Raw genomic sequence first — 17,453 nt, forward strand, 5'->3', positions numbered from 1 at the left:
GCAGGATCAGGGCAGCGCTGTTCTGCTGCAAGTGAAGTCATGGATGCAGCTTAAATTCTGGCAAACGCTGTCTTGACGGATGGGTCCACTTTAGTTTCCCAGCAGGGCCGGATGATGGATGCTTCCTTCTTTCCTTCTAGGGACGAAACGGGGGAAATCGACGGAGTCGTTATCCTTGTCAATGACGTCACTGACAAGGCAGCGTTGGATGCCACCCAAAAGGAATTAATGGACTATTTGGCGGCGCTCGACGCACACGCGATTGTCGCGGTAACTGACGTCCACGGTGTGATCACTTTCGTCAACGAGAAATTCTGTGAGATTTCCCAGTACTCGCGGTCGGAACTCTATGGGAAGACCCATCGGGTCATCAACTCCGGACATCATGACCGTGATTTTTTCGAAGCGCTATGGATCACCATTTCAAGTGGGCGGATTTGGCAAGGGGAAATCTGTAACCGTGCTCGTGACGGTTCACTATATTGGGTGTACAGCACTATCGTACCCTTTCTCGACGAGGACGGAATTCCCTTTAAATACATCTCAATTCGTGCCGATATCACGAAACTCAAGGAAGTGGAGCAGCGTGCTAGTTTTCTGGCGCATTACGATCCTCTGACAGGTTTGCCCAATCGAAGACTGTTTCAGGATGCGCTTCAAAAGGCCCGTATTTCGTCCGCCAAGAATTCGCAGTATTTCGCCCTGGTGTCTCTTGACCTTGATAATTTCAAGAGGGTCAACGATATGTTCGGTCACTCCGTTGGAGATGACTTCCTTTGCGACATGGCAGGTCGCATTCTGCGTTCGATCGATGGCCGAGCCACTGCTGCTCGTATGGGGGGGGATGAGTTCATGTTGTTGATCGATAAACTGGGAACAGATATCGGTCAGGCGACTGTCGAGGCCGAGTTAATTACACAAGGCATTCAGGCTGCGTTGAGTGCTCCGTATAAGCTTGGTCGCCGTACCGACGACGAGTACGGAATCATATCGACATCAAGTATGGGCATGCTATTGCAGCAAGGTGATTCTTTAAGTATTGGCGACATGCTCAGAAAGGTTGATATCGCGCTATTTGAGGCTAAGGGAAATGGAAAGAATCAGGTGGTACTGTTCGATGATTCACAGCAAGAGCGGGTCAATCGCCGCTTTGTTGTCGAGAACGAACTACGTGACGCCATAGAACGCGATGAGATGCGTCTGTTTTTCCAGCCCATCGTGAATGATCAGCAAGTTGTGGTGGGCATGGAAGGATTAATCAGGTGGCAGCATCCGGCCCGAGGATTGGTGCCGCCAAACGAATTCATCCCCATCGCAGAACAAGGTGGGCTCATTCTTGCCATCGGACGCTGGGTGCTGGATCGTGCATGTGAGATGCTGGTTGAGTGGAAGTCTGATCACGAGCGACAACGGTGGACATTGAGTGTCAACGTCAGCGCAAGGCAATTCAATGAGCCCAACTTCATTGAATATCTGCGCAGTTTGTTACGTCGCTTCGACTTTCCTCCGGAGCGCTTATGTATTGAGCTCACGGAGACCGCTTTGCTGAACAGCATAGACGGCGACTTGCAGGATAAGATCGCCGCACTCAAGAAGCAGGGGGTCAAGCTTGCCTTGGATGATTTCGGCACAGGCTATTCGTCGTTGAGCTATCTCAAACGCCTACCGTTGAACAAGCTGAAGATTGATCAGTCCTTTGTACGGACTTTGCTTAACGATCGAAAAGACCAAGGGATCACCGCGGCCGTACTTTCGATGGCGACGTTTCTTGACCTTGAGGTTGTTGCTGAGGGCGTTGAAACGATTGAGCAATTCAATTATCTCCGCTCTCTTGGATGCGGGGCATTTCAAGGTTATCTGTTTGGCCGCCCGGCCCCCATCGATACATTTTTAAGTAATCAAATCTCATGCGCCTAAATCTCCCTACCTCCGGTCAGGAGTATCCATTTCCAAGCGGGCAATCGTTAGTGTCCACTACCGATGTCAAAGGAAGAATCCTTTATTGCAATGCAATGTTCGTGGACGTTAGTGGTTACAGCAAGACCGAACTTCTCGGACAACCACACAACGTGATTCGGCACCCAGATATGCCTGAAGAAGCCTTCCGGGATATGTGGGCAACCATTTCCACTGGGCGACCATGGTCTGGCTTGGTAAAAAATCGCCGTAAGAATGGTGATCATTACTGGGTGGTTGCAAACGTGACTCCACTTTTAGAAGATGGGGTTCCTGCTGGATATATGTCAGTGCGTACCGAAGCTACGCGAGCCCAGATAGAGAGTGCGGAAGACCTCTATGCCACCATGCGCGCCGAAATGCAGGCAGGAAAGGTTATTCATACGCTTTCGGCTGGCCGGATTAACAAGCGTGGCGTGTTGGCTGGGTTATCGCGCATGCTGCGCGTTGGGACATCGTTAAAGATGTTGCTTGCGCTATTGTTGATGGTGACCATGTCATCCACCTTGGGATGGTTCTTGCCTGATACATCGGTTGGTCGAGCCGCCGATGTCGGCATCGGCGTGTTGATGGCGCTGTTAATTTGGTGGTATTTCAAGAAAGATTTTTTGGTGCCGATAGGCGAATTTATTACTGCCGCCAATCGTTTGGCTGCTGGTGATCTGAGTCAAACCATCAAGACAAGTAGGGGGGGCGAAATTGGTCAATTGCAAATGGCATTGGGCCAGTTAAGCGTTAACCTAAAGTCGATTGTCGGTGACGCACGTGCTCAAAGCCAGGAAATGGTCAGGGGGGCAGCGGAAATCGCCAGTGGAAATCAAGATCTGTCTCAGCGTACGGAAGCACAAGCAAGCAACCTGGAACAGACATCTGCATCGATGGAGCAAATTACCGATACCGTTCGACAGGCTGCAGGATCTGCCGAACGCGCCAGTCAGCTGGCGCGAGATACCAGTACCATGGTCGAACGAGGTAGTCAGGCGGTCGGTGAGATGGCCAGTACCATGAGCAATATCAGGGAGTCATCCGCGCGCATCGGCGAGATCATTCAAGTCATCGACGGCATTGCTTTCCAAACCAATATATTGGCGCTCAATGCAGCAGTTGAAGCAGCCCGCGCCGGAGAGCAGGGGCGTGGATTTGCGGTTGTCGCTGGCGAAGTGCGGACGCTGGCTCAACGCAGTGCTACAGCAGCCAAGGAGATTCGTGATCTGATTGAGGATTCGGAAAGAAAGGTCGCAGCCGGTAGCGTTACGGTTGACCTCACACGAAAAACCATGGCGGATGTCGTTGGAAGTGTTGGTCGCGTCAACTCACTGGTCAATGATATCAGCAAGTCGGCGCATGACCAGCTCGACAGTATTTCCCAGATCAATGCGGCGGTCAGTCAATTGGACGGTCTGACGCAGCAAAATGCTGCACTGGTTGAACAGATCGCGGCCTCGGCTATGTCTCTGGAGGGGGTGGCGCGTAATACTGCGGAAACGGTTCATGTCTTCAGAGTCGATTCTTCTCCCAGAAACGTTGTCGATGCAGTACAGTTGAGACGACTGGGGAAAGGAAAGTAAAGAGCGGATCAGGGGGGCGGTTTTCTTCAGATGGGCAGACTGTGAAAGATGTCCCTTGAACCGCCCCGGATTTTGAGGAGGCTCTAACTCTTGAGAGAATAGAGCCATGCACAAGAAATTAAACAAGTTTTCCCCTGAGGTACGAGAGCGTGCGGTGCGCTTGGTGCGTGAGCAGCGGGATGAGCATTCCTCCATGTGGTCTGCGGTCCAAACGATTGCGCCGATGATCGGCTGTACGCCTCAGACGCTGCTGGACTGGGTCAAACGCACCGAGGTCGATAGCGGCGAGCGGGATGGCGTCAGCACGGCCGAGCGTGAGCGTATCAAGGCACTGGAGCGCGAGGTCAAGGAATTGCGTCGTGCCAACGAGATCCTCAAGACCGCGAGCGCTTTTTTCGCGCAGGCGGAGCTCGACCGCAAACTGAAGTCGTAAATACCTATATCGATCGCTACCGGGATACCCACGGGGTCGAGCCGATCTGCAAGGTATTGCAGGTTGCCCCGTCAGCATATCGACGTTATGCAGCAAGGCAGCGCAATCCTCAATTGTGCTGTGCTCGTAGCAAGCGTGATGCGGTACTGCGAGTTGAAATCAGCCGGGTGTGGCACGCCAACATGCGTGTGTACGGTGCCGACAAGGTATGGCGACAGCTGAATCGTGAGGGCGTATCTATCGCACGTTGTACGGTAGAGCGGTTGATGCGCCAGCAAGGGCTTCAGGGAGCCCGGCGTGGTAAGCAACTTCGCACCACGCGTTCTGATCCGAAGGCAGCCTGCCCGTTGGACCGGGTAAATCGCCAGTTCAAGGCTGATCGCCCCAACCAGCTTTGGGTATCCGACTTTACCTACGTATCGACCTGGCAAGGCTGGCTGTATGTGGCCTTCGTCATCGACGTGTTTGCCCGTCGCATCGTTGGCTGGCGTGTCAGCAACAGCATGACGACGGACTTCGTGCTAGATGCGCTGGAGCAGGCGCTCTATGCTCGCCAGCCCGAAGGCAACGGCAGCTTAATCCATCATTCCGACAGGGGATCGCAATATGTCGGTATTCGCTACAGTGAACGTCTAGGCGAGGCGGGTATTGCGCCATCGGTCGGCAGCCGTGGCGACAGCTACGATAACGCCTTGGCCGAAACCATCAATGGCCTGTACAAGGCTGAATTGATTCATCGCCGTGGCCCTTGGAAAAACAGGGAATCCGTCGAGCTCGCCACGCTCGAATGGGTGGCTTGGTTCAATCATCATCGACTGCTTGAATCCATCGGCTATATCCCTCCGGCAGAAGCTGAGGCAAACTACTACAGCCGGTTCGCCAGCAATGCTGCGGTGTCGGCATAACTTAAACCCAATAGCCTCCGCGAAAGTCTGGGCGGTTCAGCTCCATGTTGTACCGAACAATACTCCTTACCAAAATCAAAGTCAACAATTTGGAACAACGCGGAACAACGGAGGATTTGCGACTTTATGTCACTCCCGACCAGATACAAAGACACTAGGACTTCCTTAAATAACGTCCAAACCATGATATTTCTCGAAAGAAATCTCCAGCCATCTCTTTGGAACTCGTAACGAGCCCAAGTCGATACCCAAATATCATGCTCATAGTCAGGAAGGCAAAAGGACAAACTCAATGCAGCGCAGCTCGATAGAAGGCGCTAGAGCTGCAGCCGCGAAACCGAGACTTGCCGTCACCCTGGCTCAACTTCCTCCAGGTACAAGCGCTCCTTTGTTCTGACCAACCGCACTTACTTTTTAATCAATATTCCGATCCCCCATGGCAGCAATGCCATGGGGGATTTCTATTTCCAGTCTGACTTTTTTAATCGGAGAAAAGTATGTCCAAAGCAAAATCCATCGTGCCACTCGCAGAGCAAGCACAGCCAACTACCACCGAAGAGGCTGATACGCAATCATATTGGCTACTCAAAGCCTCGACTGCCGCAAAAGTCGGCAAGTTCGGTAAGGGGGCAATTGCCTACGCAGTAACGACAGACAGCGATCGCCTCACTCTACACATCCAGATCACAGGCAACGAAGGAGGCGGATACTTCAGCCGTGAAAAGGTGCCATTCGACGCGATTGAGGCTTGTCTTGCGGGGACTGAGACCGAGCAGGCATTTCCCTCCAGCACATTCAAACATGCTTTTTCCGGTCGCAGTAGCAACAATTCCGGGTTCATGGTCGCGATCCTCCGCGCCGAAGGACTTATCAGCGTTAGCGCCACGCCGGGGACTAAGTACGAAAAAAGCGGCGACTGGCAGGCCTGGAAAGCGTCGATGCTCGCGGAGCCTGGCTCATTGATCACCGAACAGAACGCACAAGAGCAACTGCCATCGAATGCTGATAGCAGTTCTCCTTCCAGAGGCACTCTCCGCCTACCAAAAAAGAAAGCGACAGCGAAGGACGAAGCCTCGTGAGCTCCGTTGCCTCCAACTTCACCATCATCGTCAACTGGAAGGAGCGCGGCTTTGGATGCAGAAAATCCTGTGGATACTGCAACTGGCGCGACTCAGCCCTGCTGCCCCATGGAGTTCAATCCAAGGAGGCCATTGACGCTTTCGTACGCCAGTGCCGAAAGAGTTTCATTACGATCAGCGGTGGCGCAGACCCACTCTACGATTTCGAGGTGAATCACGCCAAGTTGCTGTCGATGATAAGGATCATCCAGACTCATCGGCTGAAAGTACGACTGATCACAAGGGAGATCGAAGAGGTCGGGAAACTGAACGGCTTTGTGGATTACGTATCGATCTCGCTAGAGCCCGACGTCTTGGAAAAGATTCCAGCATACGAGGCACAGTGGCATGGCATGGACGTCGAGTTCTCGCTCGTGCTGCCGCCGCTCCCCACTTCCGGCATCGTGCAGCTCTTGCCTCAATACGAAAGCCTGTGGCGGCGACTAGGGAGGCGTCTGGTCCTACGTGAAAATCTGAACTCTATCTTCCATCTGGATTTCACCCGACTCTCCTTCCGGCATTCAGGCATCGTATTTGTGCCTAGGTCGGTTTGCCTACAAGGTCGCTATCTCGCGAAAGCGGATCACAACGGCCACGACATCATCCAGGACAATGCAGAACTACTGCGATTTCTACTACGACGGCCGGATACCTTCCTGTTTGGCGGTGTAGCAAAGCACCTTGCAGCACCGTATCTTTATCCAGAATACGGTGATATCGACCTGCTCGTAACCTCCCAGCAGCCGCAAGCAGTGTTGGAGCAGGAATTTGGGTATTTGTTCAAGCAGACCTCACCTGAGTCCGCATATCCGCGCTACTGCTTAGGAAGATCGAAGAAAGCCGCGAAGCCTATTCAGTTGATCCGGGTAGCATCAGAAGAAGATGCCAAACGCTTCATTTTTAGCGGACAGTATGACGTTGACCGCATAGGTTTCAACAAACACCGCTTTTTCTGCGATCCGACGCTTAATGCGGACTCTGTTCTTCAAGCTCTCAAAGCGAAGCATGCAACGCGCTGGCACGAGAGCAGGGACATGCAGCTATTCCACGAGAGCCGCCCTCAAATCGAACAGCGTCACAAGATGAAGCTGATTCGTCGCGGCTTCCACATTACCGAACAACCCGAACTTTGAGGAAAAAATGCAGGCCACAATCTACGTTTCAGAGGAGGCAATGGCGACCGCCATTGCCATCAAAGACCTTTCCCACTATGACCGGATCACCCTATCTGATGATCCGAACACCGACTTATCCCAATCACCGGGATACTTCCTGAAGAATGCAAACAAGCTCAAATTGGCGACACTTCCAACCAACCATCGCGTAATAGCCTCATTAGCGCCTGGCCGTGCCGATAATATTGCGGATGTCAGCATGCCAGTTCATCTTCGCGGATGCATATTTGAGAGAGCCCCTAACCTACCGCCCCAATATGCCCAGATCATGACGTACTGGTCAGGGGAGGCCGTCAATCTCGATGACAGCCGCGCAGTTCACTTCCAATCCCCATTGAACGAATACATGGTCGAGCTGCGGCCAGCGCAAGGCAGAGTCGAAGATGCTTACAGCGAAATGGCCGCCTGCGACAGACTCCTCTCTGAGGGTATCGTGGTGGCCATTACCGGTTTGATGCAACTCTGCAACTCAGCGCTTCCAACCGATTTCATTGAAATCGTTCTTCCTGTAGATCTGGACATTGCCGGTATTGAGCCAGATGCGTTCCGATCGTCTCGTTCCTATAACGTGGATGATGAACAGCTCGAAAAGGTCTACCTCCGCATCGTGGATATTATGCGATCGCCGAATCCTGATGCGATCTACATTGACTTGATCCGGAATGAGCTGATTGATTACGGCTATGTTTACTGATCACTGAGCATCAACACCTTTCCGCCAGACTCTAACAAAGTCACCACTGGCGCACTTCCACGCCCCCTATCTGCCTTTACCAGCCCCTCCTCGACCAGACGCGTCAGGGCTTCTCCAGCCACCTCACGAGTAACGCCAAACCTAGCCAACGTGCTGCCATTGACAACAACGGTGGCTGAACCCCTTAGGCTCGCCAAACTATGAATCGCTAGCGCGTAATGCAGTGTCCGTCCTGGCAGGCAGGCTGCACGGGCAAGCCAGTCAGATCGTAGAGTACGAAAGAGTGAAATGCGAAATTTCGTATGGACGGATGCTTGCCTTTTGAAGCATTGTGTTTCGGCCATGTGAGTTCCTCTTTGGATTTACTAAATCACTGGACTGTTTATAGAGTTGAGAAAAAATCCAGTTCTCGCTTGAGCTATTGAATAAAGGGCAGCCTTCCGCACCTCTGGATTTGCAACAGGGTGAATTAGGAAAATAGGGGGAGGAGCACGGAAATCAGGACCAATTCATCAAGGCGGCAAGGTAAATCCCCCAAACGGCTTAAACCGCTTGGGGGAATTTACTTTTTTTATTGTGCTTCTTGCTGCGCCTCCTTTACTGCCTCGTTAATTACGCTTGCAATGGTTTCACTCACCTCCAGTAGACCGCTTGCAGTGAGGTGCGCGTATCGTTGCGTAACCTGAGGTGTCGAATGCCCGAGCAAATTCTGGACCTCAAACAGCGACGCGCCAGAGTTAATTGCAAGACTAGCGTTCGTGTGTCGCAGGTCATGAATACGGATATGGTCAACGCCCGCTGCAGCCAAAATGCGACTCAGCGCCTTCCGTGGATTATTAAGGGGCTTTTGCGGATCGCGTCCAGGGAAGACCCATTGCGATGTCCCTCGGCTCGGTTGCGCAGCTAAGAGTGCTTTGGCATCTTCGCTCAAACCGACATAGCGGCCCCGGCCGCTCTTGGTCTCTGGAAGAAACCACTGCCCGCGCTCCAGGTCAACATCAACCCACTTTGCGCGCAATGCCTCCTGCCGACGAGTGCCGGTCAGCAACAGCAACTTCAACGCCGCTACTGCAGTTTTATTATGTTCCAGCTCCATTGCTGCGTAGATTTTTCCAATTTCACCAGGCGTGAGAAAGCGCTGATTTTGGCTGTTCTCGCGAAATAGCCGAGTACTGGCTGCGGGGCTAACGGTCAACCGATTCCACTCGATGGCCTTCCGGAACACTGCCTTCAACAGAGCCAGGTGGCGATTTGCCGTCGCCGCACTGTGACTGGACCGAATCTCTGCATGGTGAAGCTGGATATCGCGCACGCTGATGTCACAGAGGCGTCGCTCGCCAAATTTGGGAAGAAGGTGGCAGCGGAATTTTGACTCGTCGTCCTTAAAGCTTTTCTTGGCCTGACGGGCGAACGGCAAATATTCATCGTTCACAAATGTGGCGAAGCTCGGCATCGCTTTTAAGCGATCGTTGTCTTCAAGTGGATCACCGCCACGATCAAGAATCGCGCGCATCTCCAGAGCCTTCGCCCGAGCTTCTGCCAGTTCGATAGCGGGAAATGTGCCGATGCGGGCAAAGCGTTTAATACCTGCGGCGGTCTGGTAACGCATGCCAAAGGTTTTAGTGCCCGTCTTGCCAACGGTCATCCTCAAACCTCGGACTTGTGTGTCGGAATATTCCGCAGAACTGGAGGGGGACGATGCATCGTGATTCGGCAGGGATGCCAGTGAGCGGTTCGTGAAGTTGAATTTACGGGACACGGTGGGCCTCTAGATGAACGTGAAAAAATTAAGCCGCCCCCCCGGTAAATGACCGTGGAGCGGCTTGGACTGAGCAGGCGGGCCGTAGCAAACGCCTATGGAAGTGTTGTGAACTCGTCCTTTTTCAAAAATGCAAACTTAATGTTTAACTTTAAATATGAATCTCAAGTATCTGATACATCACAACAAATCTCGAAAAAAAGTTGAAAGTCGTTAAAATCCTTGCGTCGCATATCGATTGCCGATTTTGGATTGCACAAGAGGCCACGCCCGGCGCGGGCCATCGGCGGCCTCATCCAAGACATCAAATTCGGCGGGCAAGGCCTTGCGGCAAGTTGACGGTTTTCTCTGCAACTGCCGAAGCTGCCTTGGCTTCAATACTCGCTTGGCAGAAGTAAGGTCGTGGACGAACGATCCGCCTCAGTAATAACCCACAGTCGATGCTCTCCAATCTTGTACGCAGACAAGATCCGCCCGCCCAGTTGCAGAGCACTTTCGTTAGCCTGTATGTCGTCGCTTGAAATATCGCCCCAGTCACCCCGTCGATGGCGAGCTAGGTATTGCAGCGGTGAATGATTCACAGAACGCAGGAGCGCGTCTGCACCTTGGGTACTCAAGAGCATCCCCAAATCGAAACGAAAGATGTTTGTCGCGTTGTTCATATGTTTCCTTCGCAAATGCAAAAGGCCCCCGTGAATCAATCACGGGGGCCTTCAAAATTTTCTATGGGGGTAGGTGGCAACCTATTTCAGCGAGATCGAAATATCGATCTTCCGGTTGACCAGCACATAGACGATCGTCGGAACGATGATTAGGCCCAACGGACCTACCGCAGCAGGTAGCGCAACCCGTGCGACATTTGCAAAAACTGAAAGCATAGAAATCCTTTAGATCAATAAAATAAAATACCCACGAGGCCCAATGACCTAGTGGGTATAAGGATGGCCGTAGACCATCAAAATGATATTTCTATGATCTGACGAGCTTACTCAAGGCGGAGAATTTCCCTGCATCTCCGTCATTTCTCTCGCTAGAAACTCTTGACTAATAAGGGATGCCCCCTGTTTTCCCTAATTTCACATATGAAATCTTTGAGAACTAGAGGGAAGCGTTAAATTGAATCACGATCCTTTTGAGTTTTTTGCGGCCAATCATCTTCACGGGTTAATTGATCTGCCTCACTGTCGGGCTCAGCCTCATTCAAAGCTTGATTTTCAGAAGGTGCACTCTCCTCCATCGCCGAGTTGATTTCTTCGTTGCTCAATAAACGCTTTGCATTGACCGCGATGAATTGGACGTTTTTGTACTCAAGAAACTTAGAAGTGAATCGGTACGTGTTCTTTCCAGCTTCACATTGAAGCATCCCCTTCGCCTTCAAATATTTAACTGCTTCCTTTTCTGAAATATCTCCGCATGCCTGTCGAAACTGATCTTTCGTAAAAAGGATGAGATCAGTTTTCCAGATTGCCGCCAAACGGATTGGAACATCGGCTTTTACTCCGCCCTGTTTAACCCAAGGAATGTAGTGCAAAATCTGGCCCATATTTTGAATGACGTAATCACGAAGAGACTCGACTGCTTGCTCTCCAAGGCTGAGAGGAGGCAACGCTTCAAGCCATGCAGACACGGTCCGAGAGACAGCCCGACGGATATCCTCCTCCGAGCAGGGAAACACTGCCGTCTGGGACGCCATAATTCCTGCTGCCTGAATGAACGCAAAACGGCGAAGTGCCCGCACATGGGCGGCATCCAGACGGTACTTCAATGCCGCGGCGTCTTTCAGCTCTTTGTGAAACGTGTCAGTCTCCTGATGTAAAAACTGCCGAAGCTTCGATGCGAAGATAAAGTGATCGATGACGGCCTGTGCAAATGCAGGAGCAGCTACCCCATAGATCTCACCACATCGCATTTTAAGGTTGGCAATCATCCCGGCATAATCGCCCAAGTGTTCTTCTTCCCCTGTCGCCAACGATGCCACAGGAATATCAAGCGCACGGATGAGCTCACCGGTCTTCACCGATCGCTTGCTCGCGCCTTCTACTTTCTCGCGCATCGATACCTCTCCTGACGACAAGATACCCAGAGCCCATGTACGCTGCTCCCGACGTTGTCCCGAATCCGTCATACGAGTTCGTCCAGCACCCGCCGTCGCGTTGTACACCGAGATGATAGTTTCGGCACTGCTACCGAGCTCATCGACCGCCGCCAACATGCCGGAGTGCTCCGACAATAGGAGCTCGACACCGTTGGCCGTCGTGTTCCAGCGTTCAACGTTACTCGCGGACGGCACCTGAGGATCTCCAGCTTTGCCAAGAATGGACATTGCAAGTTGCAGCGCAGTCGTTTTCCCCGAAGACGATTGCCCGTAAAGATGGGCAATGATCACATCGACGCCACAAATTCCCGTCAACATGCTGGCAAACGCAAAGCTCATCGAAAAAACGAAAAGGTCATTCTGGTGGAACGGATGAACCAGCTCCTGCCAGGCGGCCAGATCACCCGACGCGTGATATCCGGCAGCAGCCTTGTTTCGATAATGAGGTTGGTAACGGACCTCACCAACTGCGTCCTTGGAGGCATCGTACAAAACTGCCTGACAAAGTTCGGCCTCGGCCTTCAATCGATGAGGAGCAGGAGAAAGACAACTCGATGGCATCAGGAAGTGAAGCACGTCGGCAACTTCTGCGCGGTTCCATGCGTGAAAGCCAAGTTCAGGGAAAGTGAAAGACCTTTCGATGGCAGGTTGCGCTACGCACATCGACAAATAGTGGGCAAAAAGAGGGACCGCTCGCGGAAGGATAAGCAGTCCTTCCGATGCAAGGACTGAAAATTGTTCCGTCCCGCTTAAAAGCGTCGCATATGGAATCAACTGGGATCGAACAACACCGTCGTGATCGCGCCATGCAACTTCGATCGACCAGTTCTTGCCGTTAAGTTCTCGGGTGACAGTTTCTACCCAGGCGGGTACCGAGGTGAGCTGCACTTCGTCCGACTTTTTTTCGCCATCTCGATGAAGAAAAACACCGTCTCCCGAAACGTGGTATTCACTTGGAATATTTTTCCAAGGCACTGCCTGCGTCGCTTCGACACTCATTTCACATTCCCAAAATAATAGTTGGAGGTGCCCCGATGCCAGAGAGGCATCGGGGCTTAAGAAACGGCAGCGCAATTGCAGCCCCGTTCAGGAAATTTCGGACCGTAGTCGCTACGGCGAAATTGAGCACATGCGTTGCATGTGGACGGACAAGGCCTGGGACCTGTGGGAAGCACTCAAACGTGCAGAGCCATGTGGCCTAAGCTCACATGCGTCGGAATTGGATTCGTACACAGTCAGACGGACGTGTACGTGGAACCTAACAAATTCGGAAACTGCCTCGTGGAAGATGAGAGGCAAGCACAGCGGAATGAAACCGCTAATCGGGCGATCTTTGAGTAAGATCATGGAGCGTCGCTGTCCAGCTCGACTGGATCCAGCAACGTACGCAATTGATGCGTTCGATAAAGTGAAACTAAAAGCCGCATGCAGGTTAACGTGAGTTTCAATGGACGTCAACACCCTTTTTCAGGGTTACTAAAAGAGAACGAGTGCGCCGCGTTGCATCAGAATGCCTGCATCGAGCATCCAAATCCGCCCGGATGGGAAGCTGCATTTACATTCCGCCGATACAATTTTCAATCACAAAGCGATTTTCAAGTCCCATGAAAATCGGGGGATCGACGTTAAATTGAACGCCAAAAACTCCGCCCTTTTTCGAAAAATCTACGGTTTTTCTACTGCACTTGAAGCAATTTTTTTGCTATTTTTTCTCGAATAGAATTTAAGCTGTCTAAGCAGCGATAGGTTCTGACGCTCCCTTATTAAGTAGTGCTTGATCCTTGAAAATGTAAGAGAACCCCCTAATCCCCCAAATTATTAAGCTCACTTCATAGAGCCATCACCTCTTGCTAGAACGGTACTCAATGGCCCGAAGAGGGTCTTGAAAATCCTTGTGTCGGTGGTTCGATTCCGCCCCGGGCCACCAAAAATACTTCAAGAAAAACGCCAGCCCTCACCGGTTGGCGTTTTTCATTTCCGGGGACGAAAATCCTCGCGTCGGCCTATTCCCGATCTCGTCTGCCTTCGCTCGCTTTCCAACACACATCTATTACTTGTGCATCGTTTTGCCACAATAGCAGCTATTATTGGTCTGAAATCATGGGGAAGAGCGCAACACTGCGCTTCTGATTAGAGCAATTAAAAAGGTTGCAAAAGAAATGGCAAAAGCAATTAAAAGCAAGTCAGCTGTTCCGGACAACAAAATCAAACTGCGCTCAATTAGTTTTGCTCAACCGCCCTTCCGCAAACTCGGCTCGCTGGAAATAAAGATTGCCCCGCGCCTAACGTTAATTGCCGGGCGCAATGGGGTTGGAAAATCGACGATATTGGCATTAATCGCGGGTGGCTCTGGCCTGACAAGAGGGCTCAAAAACCATACCTATTTTGCAAACCTACCGAACGCGAATGTTGATGAAATTCTCAAACTGTCTTTTGAGAGAGACTATGTGCGTGGAGAAGAGGAAAAACCGTCTGCCCTTCTAACATATGAAAAGGAAGGCACCCAGTTCTACAAAAAATGTAATGTATCAGGCTCAGAAGAGCGTCTCCGCGTAGTACCTCGGAATGAACCCAAGGGCCCACTCTCTGTTCACGGCACCTCCATTCCAGCAGATGGAAAAGTGCCAATCCCCACAGTCTATTTAGGCATGACCCGCGTACTGCCAATTGGCGAAGCCGACCCCGCCTCATTTGAGCGTCGCCAAGCAGAAATGGACCAAGAGGATTACGACTTTTACCTGGACTTCACGAATCAAGTCATTGGCACAGGAATTCCGTCAGGAAACGCGAATGTTGTCGCCCAATCAGTTAAAGGGACAAAGAAGCGAGCAATCTACCCAGAGTATCAAGGCTATGACAGTACGAATGTTTCACTAGGACAGGACTCCCTCAGTTCCATAGCCACTGCGCTCGCATCGTTCAAGAGGCTTCAACGCACACTTGGTGACGCTTACGAAGGAGGCCTTCTAATCATCGACGAAATTGATGCAGGCTTCCATCCTCATGCCCAAATTCAGCTTTTAGACCAATTAAAGAGCAGAGCACGCCAACTGCATATCCAAGTCATTGCGACGACTCACTCGCTGACCATGCTTGAACACGCCCACAGCGAAATAAACAATAAGAAATACAAAGGCTCTCCCCAAGACCATATTGCGTATCTCAAAGGTGGATTGCCGATTCAATTGCTAGATGCAAAAGAATTTGCGGCCATTCATAGCGATATGCATCTGCGGCTACCGACTGCAACAAAACAAACTCAGCCTGTTGTGAAGATTTATGTAGAGGATGAGGAAGCTGCTTTATTTTTGAACGCGATTCTCACTCCTGCTCGGAAGAAATCAATCAATCGGACGGCGAATGCAAAATTGAAAATTATAGCTGCCAAAGTCGGATGCTCAAATCTTGTTGGACTGCTAGGAGCTGATGACTATTTCCAGTCTGTGGTAATGGTTCTTGATGCAGACACCTCTGGTGTCAGTGCGAAGGGCGCGACAAATGTTGTCAGGCTTCCGAAGGATCCACACAACCCTCCGAAACAATCTCCCGAGGTCATCCTTAAGGTAATGTGTGAAAAGCTCTGCGCAGATGTCAATGCATAATCGCCGGGTCAGAACGGAAGACAAGGTCTTGTAATGCGGGCTATCGCTTGGGAAAGATTGGAAGCTTGGGTCCGCAAGGAAAACGGCACAAGTCCCAAAAAGTTGATCACTCGCGATACGCAGCTCTACAACGACTTGGATGTCGATGGCGATGAAGCGGAAGATTTCATGGAGCACTTCTTTGAAGAATTCTCCATCGACTACGGGGACTACAATTTTGATCATTATTTTGTCCCCGAAGGCTTCAGCCCGCTCGAGATTTTCCTGCTCATGATCTCGAAGAAAAAGCGGGCTTCCTACGACAGACCACCCATCACCCTCGGCATGCTTTACCAGGCAGCCCTTGATGGCCGATGGGATTGTGCCCGCCTGGATTCACTGTCATCACTTTCGCAGGCTTGAATCAACGCAACCCATCACGCCAGCTGATAACACAAAAACAGAAAAACAAAACCGAACTGATCGCAACGCGCCCAACGTCACGACCTCCGCTCAATTCCTCTCCCCCCCATTGACGAACCGCACCTCCACCCGCCGGTTGCGTTCATCACTGGCCGCCAGCCCCGGCAGCGGTTGCGAATCCCCATACCCCGCCACGATCACGCGGCGCGCTGCTTCCGGCGCACTGCGTCCGATCAGCAGCAAACGTGCCTCGCGGGCACGCGCGGCCGACAGCGTGAAGTTGTCATCGTAGACCGTGCAATACGCGCGTACATCGGTCACCGGTGCCTTCACCGGCTTGTCATCCGTGTGGCCTTCCACATAGATGCGGCCCGCCGGATGCTGCTGCAAATACTCCGCAATGCGCTCCTCGACCTGTGCAAACGCGGCCCGCGCTTCCGGCTCCACGCAAGCACTGCCGCGACGGAACGCGCCCTCTTTCAAGGTGATCTTCCCCGCCTCAGTATCCACCGCCACCAGGTTGGAAGCGCCCTGCTGCGCAAACACCGTCTGCACCTGGCGCAACACGACCGTCAATCCCGGCCCGTCGGATTCGCGCCGGGCCGTCGCCGGTGCGGCCTGAGGTGGCGCAGCGTCAGCCGCTGCAGGCGCCGGTGGCGTGGGGGCTGCTGCCGGCAAGGGGGCGGCAGGGGGCGGCGTGGGCGCGGAAGCGGACGCCAACTGCGGCGCCTGCGCACGCTGCTGCGCAAGCTCCGGACCACCCGCCCGGCTCACCGCCAGCAGGACGATCAATACCCCCGCCAACGCCGCCATGAGCCCGGTGGCGGCGACCCATTCGTGATCGGATCGACTCATCGCGGCCTCAGGAGGAACGTCCGGACTGGCGCTGCATCGCATCCAGCCATTCGCCATGGCGCAGATGCGCGCGCTGTGCCTCGGCCTGCTGTGCCGCCAGCAGGGCTTGTCCGCTTTGCTTGATGGCGTCGACCAGACGTTGCTGTTCTTCTGCGTGTTGCACCGCCTGCGCTTGCGCAGCCGCAGTGGCCACGTCCTTGAGAACGCCGATGCTCCACGCCAGGCGCGCCTGCTCATGCGCGCGCAAGGTGATCCAGGACTTCAGGATCAGGAACGCCAGCATGCTCCACGCGGCAATCTTGAACTTGCTGCCCAGCGCATCAATGACCGCCCCCAACGCACCCGGTGCCGCCTGCGGCCCGAGCACGCCGGCCGTGGCCGTCAAGGCCAGGCCCAGGCCGATGAAGGTACCCAGCAAACCCAGCATGAGGATCAAGCCCGGCATCGCGGCGGCCCAACGTTCGGCGGGCGTGGCCACGGCCTGGCTCAGCTGGTCCGGCGTGGTCGTGACAGGCAAAGGCCCGCGCTCGCCAGCCAGCGCCTGCAGCCGCGCCTGCCACTGCGCAGGCCGGGCGCTGCGTGCCAGCAGCAGCGGCAAGACCACCACGGCCGCCAGCATCACCAGCGCAAACGCCCACTGCAGCCCGCCGTAGGCCGTGCCATCCCATTGCGGCAGCAGGAAGCTCCACAGCGATTTATCCATGGACTGCCCCCGCCTGCATGAAGAAACTTCCCATCCTTGCTCTCCCCTTGTTCTTTACATTGTCAGCGTCTTGCCACGGCAGAAGATTATCAGAAAGACCACATCGAGGGACGAAAAGCCAGGCGCAAGCGACCGATGTAATGGTCCGGTCACATGTTGTCAGCAAACTTTCAGATCTTGACAACCTG

13 protein-coding genes and 1 other annotated feature are annotated in these 17,453 nt (G+C 52.9%); of the genes, 8 read left to right on the plus strand and 5 right to left on the minus strand.

Annotation, left to right across the window (positions count from 1 at the left end; translation table 11 throughout):
- The first annotated feature begins 111 nt into the window (after window positions 1–111).
- The 6 genes from CEJ45_RS10075 (at window position 112) to CEJ45_RS10100 (ending at window position 7,849) form a co-directional block, all read left to right on the plus strand.
- Window positions 112–1,917, plus strand: coding sequence for a putative bifunctional diguanylate cyclase/phosphodiesterase (locus CEJ45_RS10075; RefSeq protein WP_088755004.1), 1,806 nt, complete (start codon window positions 112–114; stop codon window positions 1,915–1,917).
- 50 nt (window positions 1,918–1,967) lie between these two features.
- Complete coding sequence (locus CEJ45_RS10080; protein WP_338152862.1) at window positions 1,968–3,524, plus strand: methyl-accepting chemotaxis protein; 1,557 nt, start codon at window positions 1,968–1,970, stop codon at window positions 3,522–3,524.
- Window positions 3,525–3,630: 106 nt separating this feature from the next.
- Window positions 3,631–4,862, plus strand: a protein-coding gene (locus CEJ45_RS10085; protein ID WP_088755006.1) for an IS3 family transposase whose coding sequence is annotated in 2 segments (ribosomal slippage) — window positions 3,631–3,913 and window positions 3,913–4,862 — 1,233 coding nt in all. Because the reading frame shifts where the segments join, the coding sequence is not laid out codon by codon here.
- Window positions 3,912–4,028 (plus strand) — a sequence feature (AL1L pseudoknot). (Overlaps the previous gene by 117 nt.)
- A 497-nt stretch (window positions 4,863–5,359) precedes the next feature.
- Window positions 5,360–5,941, plus strand: coding sequence for a hypothetical protein (locus CEJ45_RS10090; protein ID WP_088755007.1), 582 nt, complete (start codon window positions 5,360–5,362; stop codon window positions 5,939–5,941).
- Complete coding sequence (locus tag CEJ45_RS10095; protein WP_088755008.1) at window positions 5,938–7,113, plus strand: radical SAM family protein; 1,176 nt, start codon at window positions 5,938–5,940, stop codon at window positions 7,111–7,113. Before CEJ45_RS10090 ends, CEJ45_RS10095 begins: the two co-directional genes overlap by 4 nt.
- A 40-nt stretch (window positions 7,114–7,153) precedes the next feature.
- Window positions 7,154–7,849: a hypothetical protein gene (locus tag CEJ45_RS10100; RefSeq protein ID WP_141106988.1), complete on the plus strand. Its 696-nt coding sequence runs from the start codon at window positions 7,154–7,156 to the stop codon at window positions 7,847–7,849.
- 571 nt (window positions 7,850–8,420) lie between these two features.
- On the opposite strand, the gene CEJ45_RS10105 is transcribed toward CEJ45_RS10100, so the two are convergent.
- The 3 genes from CEJ45_RS10105 to CEJ45_RS10115 form a co-directional block, all read right to left on the minus strand.
- Window positions 8,421–9,608: a tyrosine-type recombinase/integrase gene (locus tag CEJ45_RS10105; RefSeq protein ID WP_088755010.1), complete on the minus strand. Its 1,188-nt coding sequence runs from the start codon at window positions 9,606–9,608 to the stop codon at window positions 8,421–8,423.
- 374 nt (window positions 9,609–9,982) lie between these two features.
- Window positions 9,983–10,270 carry a hypothetical protein gene (locus tag CEJ45_RS10110; protein ID WP_141106990.1) on the minus strand — a complete coding sequence of 96 codons (288 nt, stop codon included), beginning with the start codon at window positions 10,268–10,270 and terminating at the stop codon, window positions 9,983–9,985.
- Between the two features lie 449 nt (window positions 10,271–10,719).
- A complete protein-coding gene (locus tag CEJ45_RS10115; RefSeq protein ID WP_088755011.1) occupies window positions 10,720–12,702 on the minus strand; it encodes a DUF927 domain-containing protein in 1,983 nt (660 codons plus the stop codon).
- A 1,160-nt stretch (window positions 12,703–13,862) separates the two neighbouring features.
- Here CEJ45_RS10115 and CEJ45_RS10120 point away from each other — a divergent pair.
- Window positions 13,863–15,305, plus strand: a complete 1,443-nt coding sequence (locus CEJ45_RS10120; protein WP_088755012.1) for an ATP-binding protein — start codon at window positions 13,863–13,865, stop codon at window positions 15,303–15,305.
- A 33-nt stretch (window positions 15,306–15,338) separates the two neighbouring features.
- The gene (locus CEJ45_RS10125; protein WP_088755013.1) at window positions 15,339–15,707 is read left to right on the plus strand and encodes a DUF1493 family protein; all 369 of its coding nucleotides are present in this window, start codon (window positions 15,339–15,341) and stop codon (window positions 15,705–15,707) included.
- Window positions 15,708–15,797: 90 nt separating this feature from the next.
- On the opposite strand, the gene CEJ45_RS10130 is transcribed toward CEJ45_RS10125, so the two are convergent.
- Together CEJ45_RS10130 and CEJ45_RS10135 are read right to left on the minus strand one after the other, a co-directional pair.
- Window positions 15,798–16,562 carry an OmpA/MotB family protein gene (locus CEJ45_RS10130; protein ID WP_088755014.1) on the minus strand — a complete coding sequence of 255 codons (765 nt, stop codon included), beginning with the start codon at window positions 16,560–16,562 and terminating at the stop codon, window positions 15,798–15,800.
- A gap of 7 nt (window positions 16,563–16,569) precedes the next feature.
- A complete protein-coding gene (locus tag CEJ45_RS10135) occupies window positions 16,570–17,265 on the minus strand; it encodes a hypothetical protein (RefSeq protein WP_088755015.1) in 696 nt (231 codons plus the stop codon).
- Between the last annotated feature and the right edge of the window lie 188 nt (window positions 17,266–17,453).

The sequence above is a fragment of the Herbaspirillum aquaticum genome (genome assembly GCF_002213425.1).
Taxonomy (GTDB): Bacteria; Pseudomonadota; Gammaproteobacteria; order Burkholderiales; family Burkholderiaceae_D; genus Herbaspirillum; species Herbaspirillum aquaticum.

Bases quoted from the DNA above. Each gene is read 5' to 3' on its own strand.
- CEJ45_RS10120 (WP_088755012.1), top strand. From the start codon at position 13,863: ATGGCAAAAGCAATTAAAAGCAAGTCAGCTGTTCCGGACAACAAAATC.
- CEJ45_RS10090 (WP_088755007.1), top strand. From the start codon at position 5,360: ATGTCCAAAGCAAAATCCATCGTGCCACTCGCAGAGCAAGCACAGCCA.
- CEJ45_RS10125 (WP_088755013.1), top strand. From the start codon at position 15,339: ATGCGGGCTATCGCTTGGGAAAGATTGGAAGCTTGGGTCCGCAAGGAA.
- CEJ45_RS10075 (WP_088755004.1), top strand. From the start codon at position 112: ATGATGGATGCTTCCTTCTTTCCTTCTAGGGACGAAACGGGGGAAATC.
- CEJ45_RS10100 (WP_141106988.1), top strand. From the start codon at position 7,154: ATGGCGACCGCCATTGCCATCAAAGACCTTTCCCACTATGACCGGATC.
- CEJ45_RS10110 (WP_141106990.1), bottom strand. From the start codon at position 10,270: ATGAACAACGCGACAAACATCTTTCGTTTCGATTTGGGGATGCTCTTG.
- CEJ45_RS10115 (WP_088755011.1), bottom strand. From the start codon at position 12,702: ATGAGTGTCGAAGCGACGCAGGCAGTGCCTTGGAAAAATATTCCAAGT.
- CEJ45_RS10135 (WP_088755015.1), bottom strand. From the start codon at position 17,265: ATGGATAAATCGCTGTGGAGCTTCCTGCTGCCGCAATGGGATGGCACG.
- CEJ45_RS10130 (WP_088755014.1), bottom strand. From the start codon at position 16,562: ATGAGTCGATCCGATCACGAATGGGTCGCCGCCACCGGGCTCATGGCG.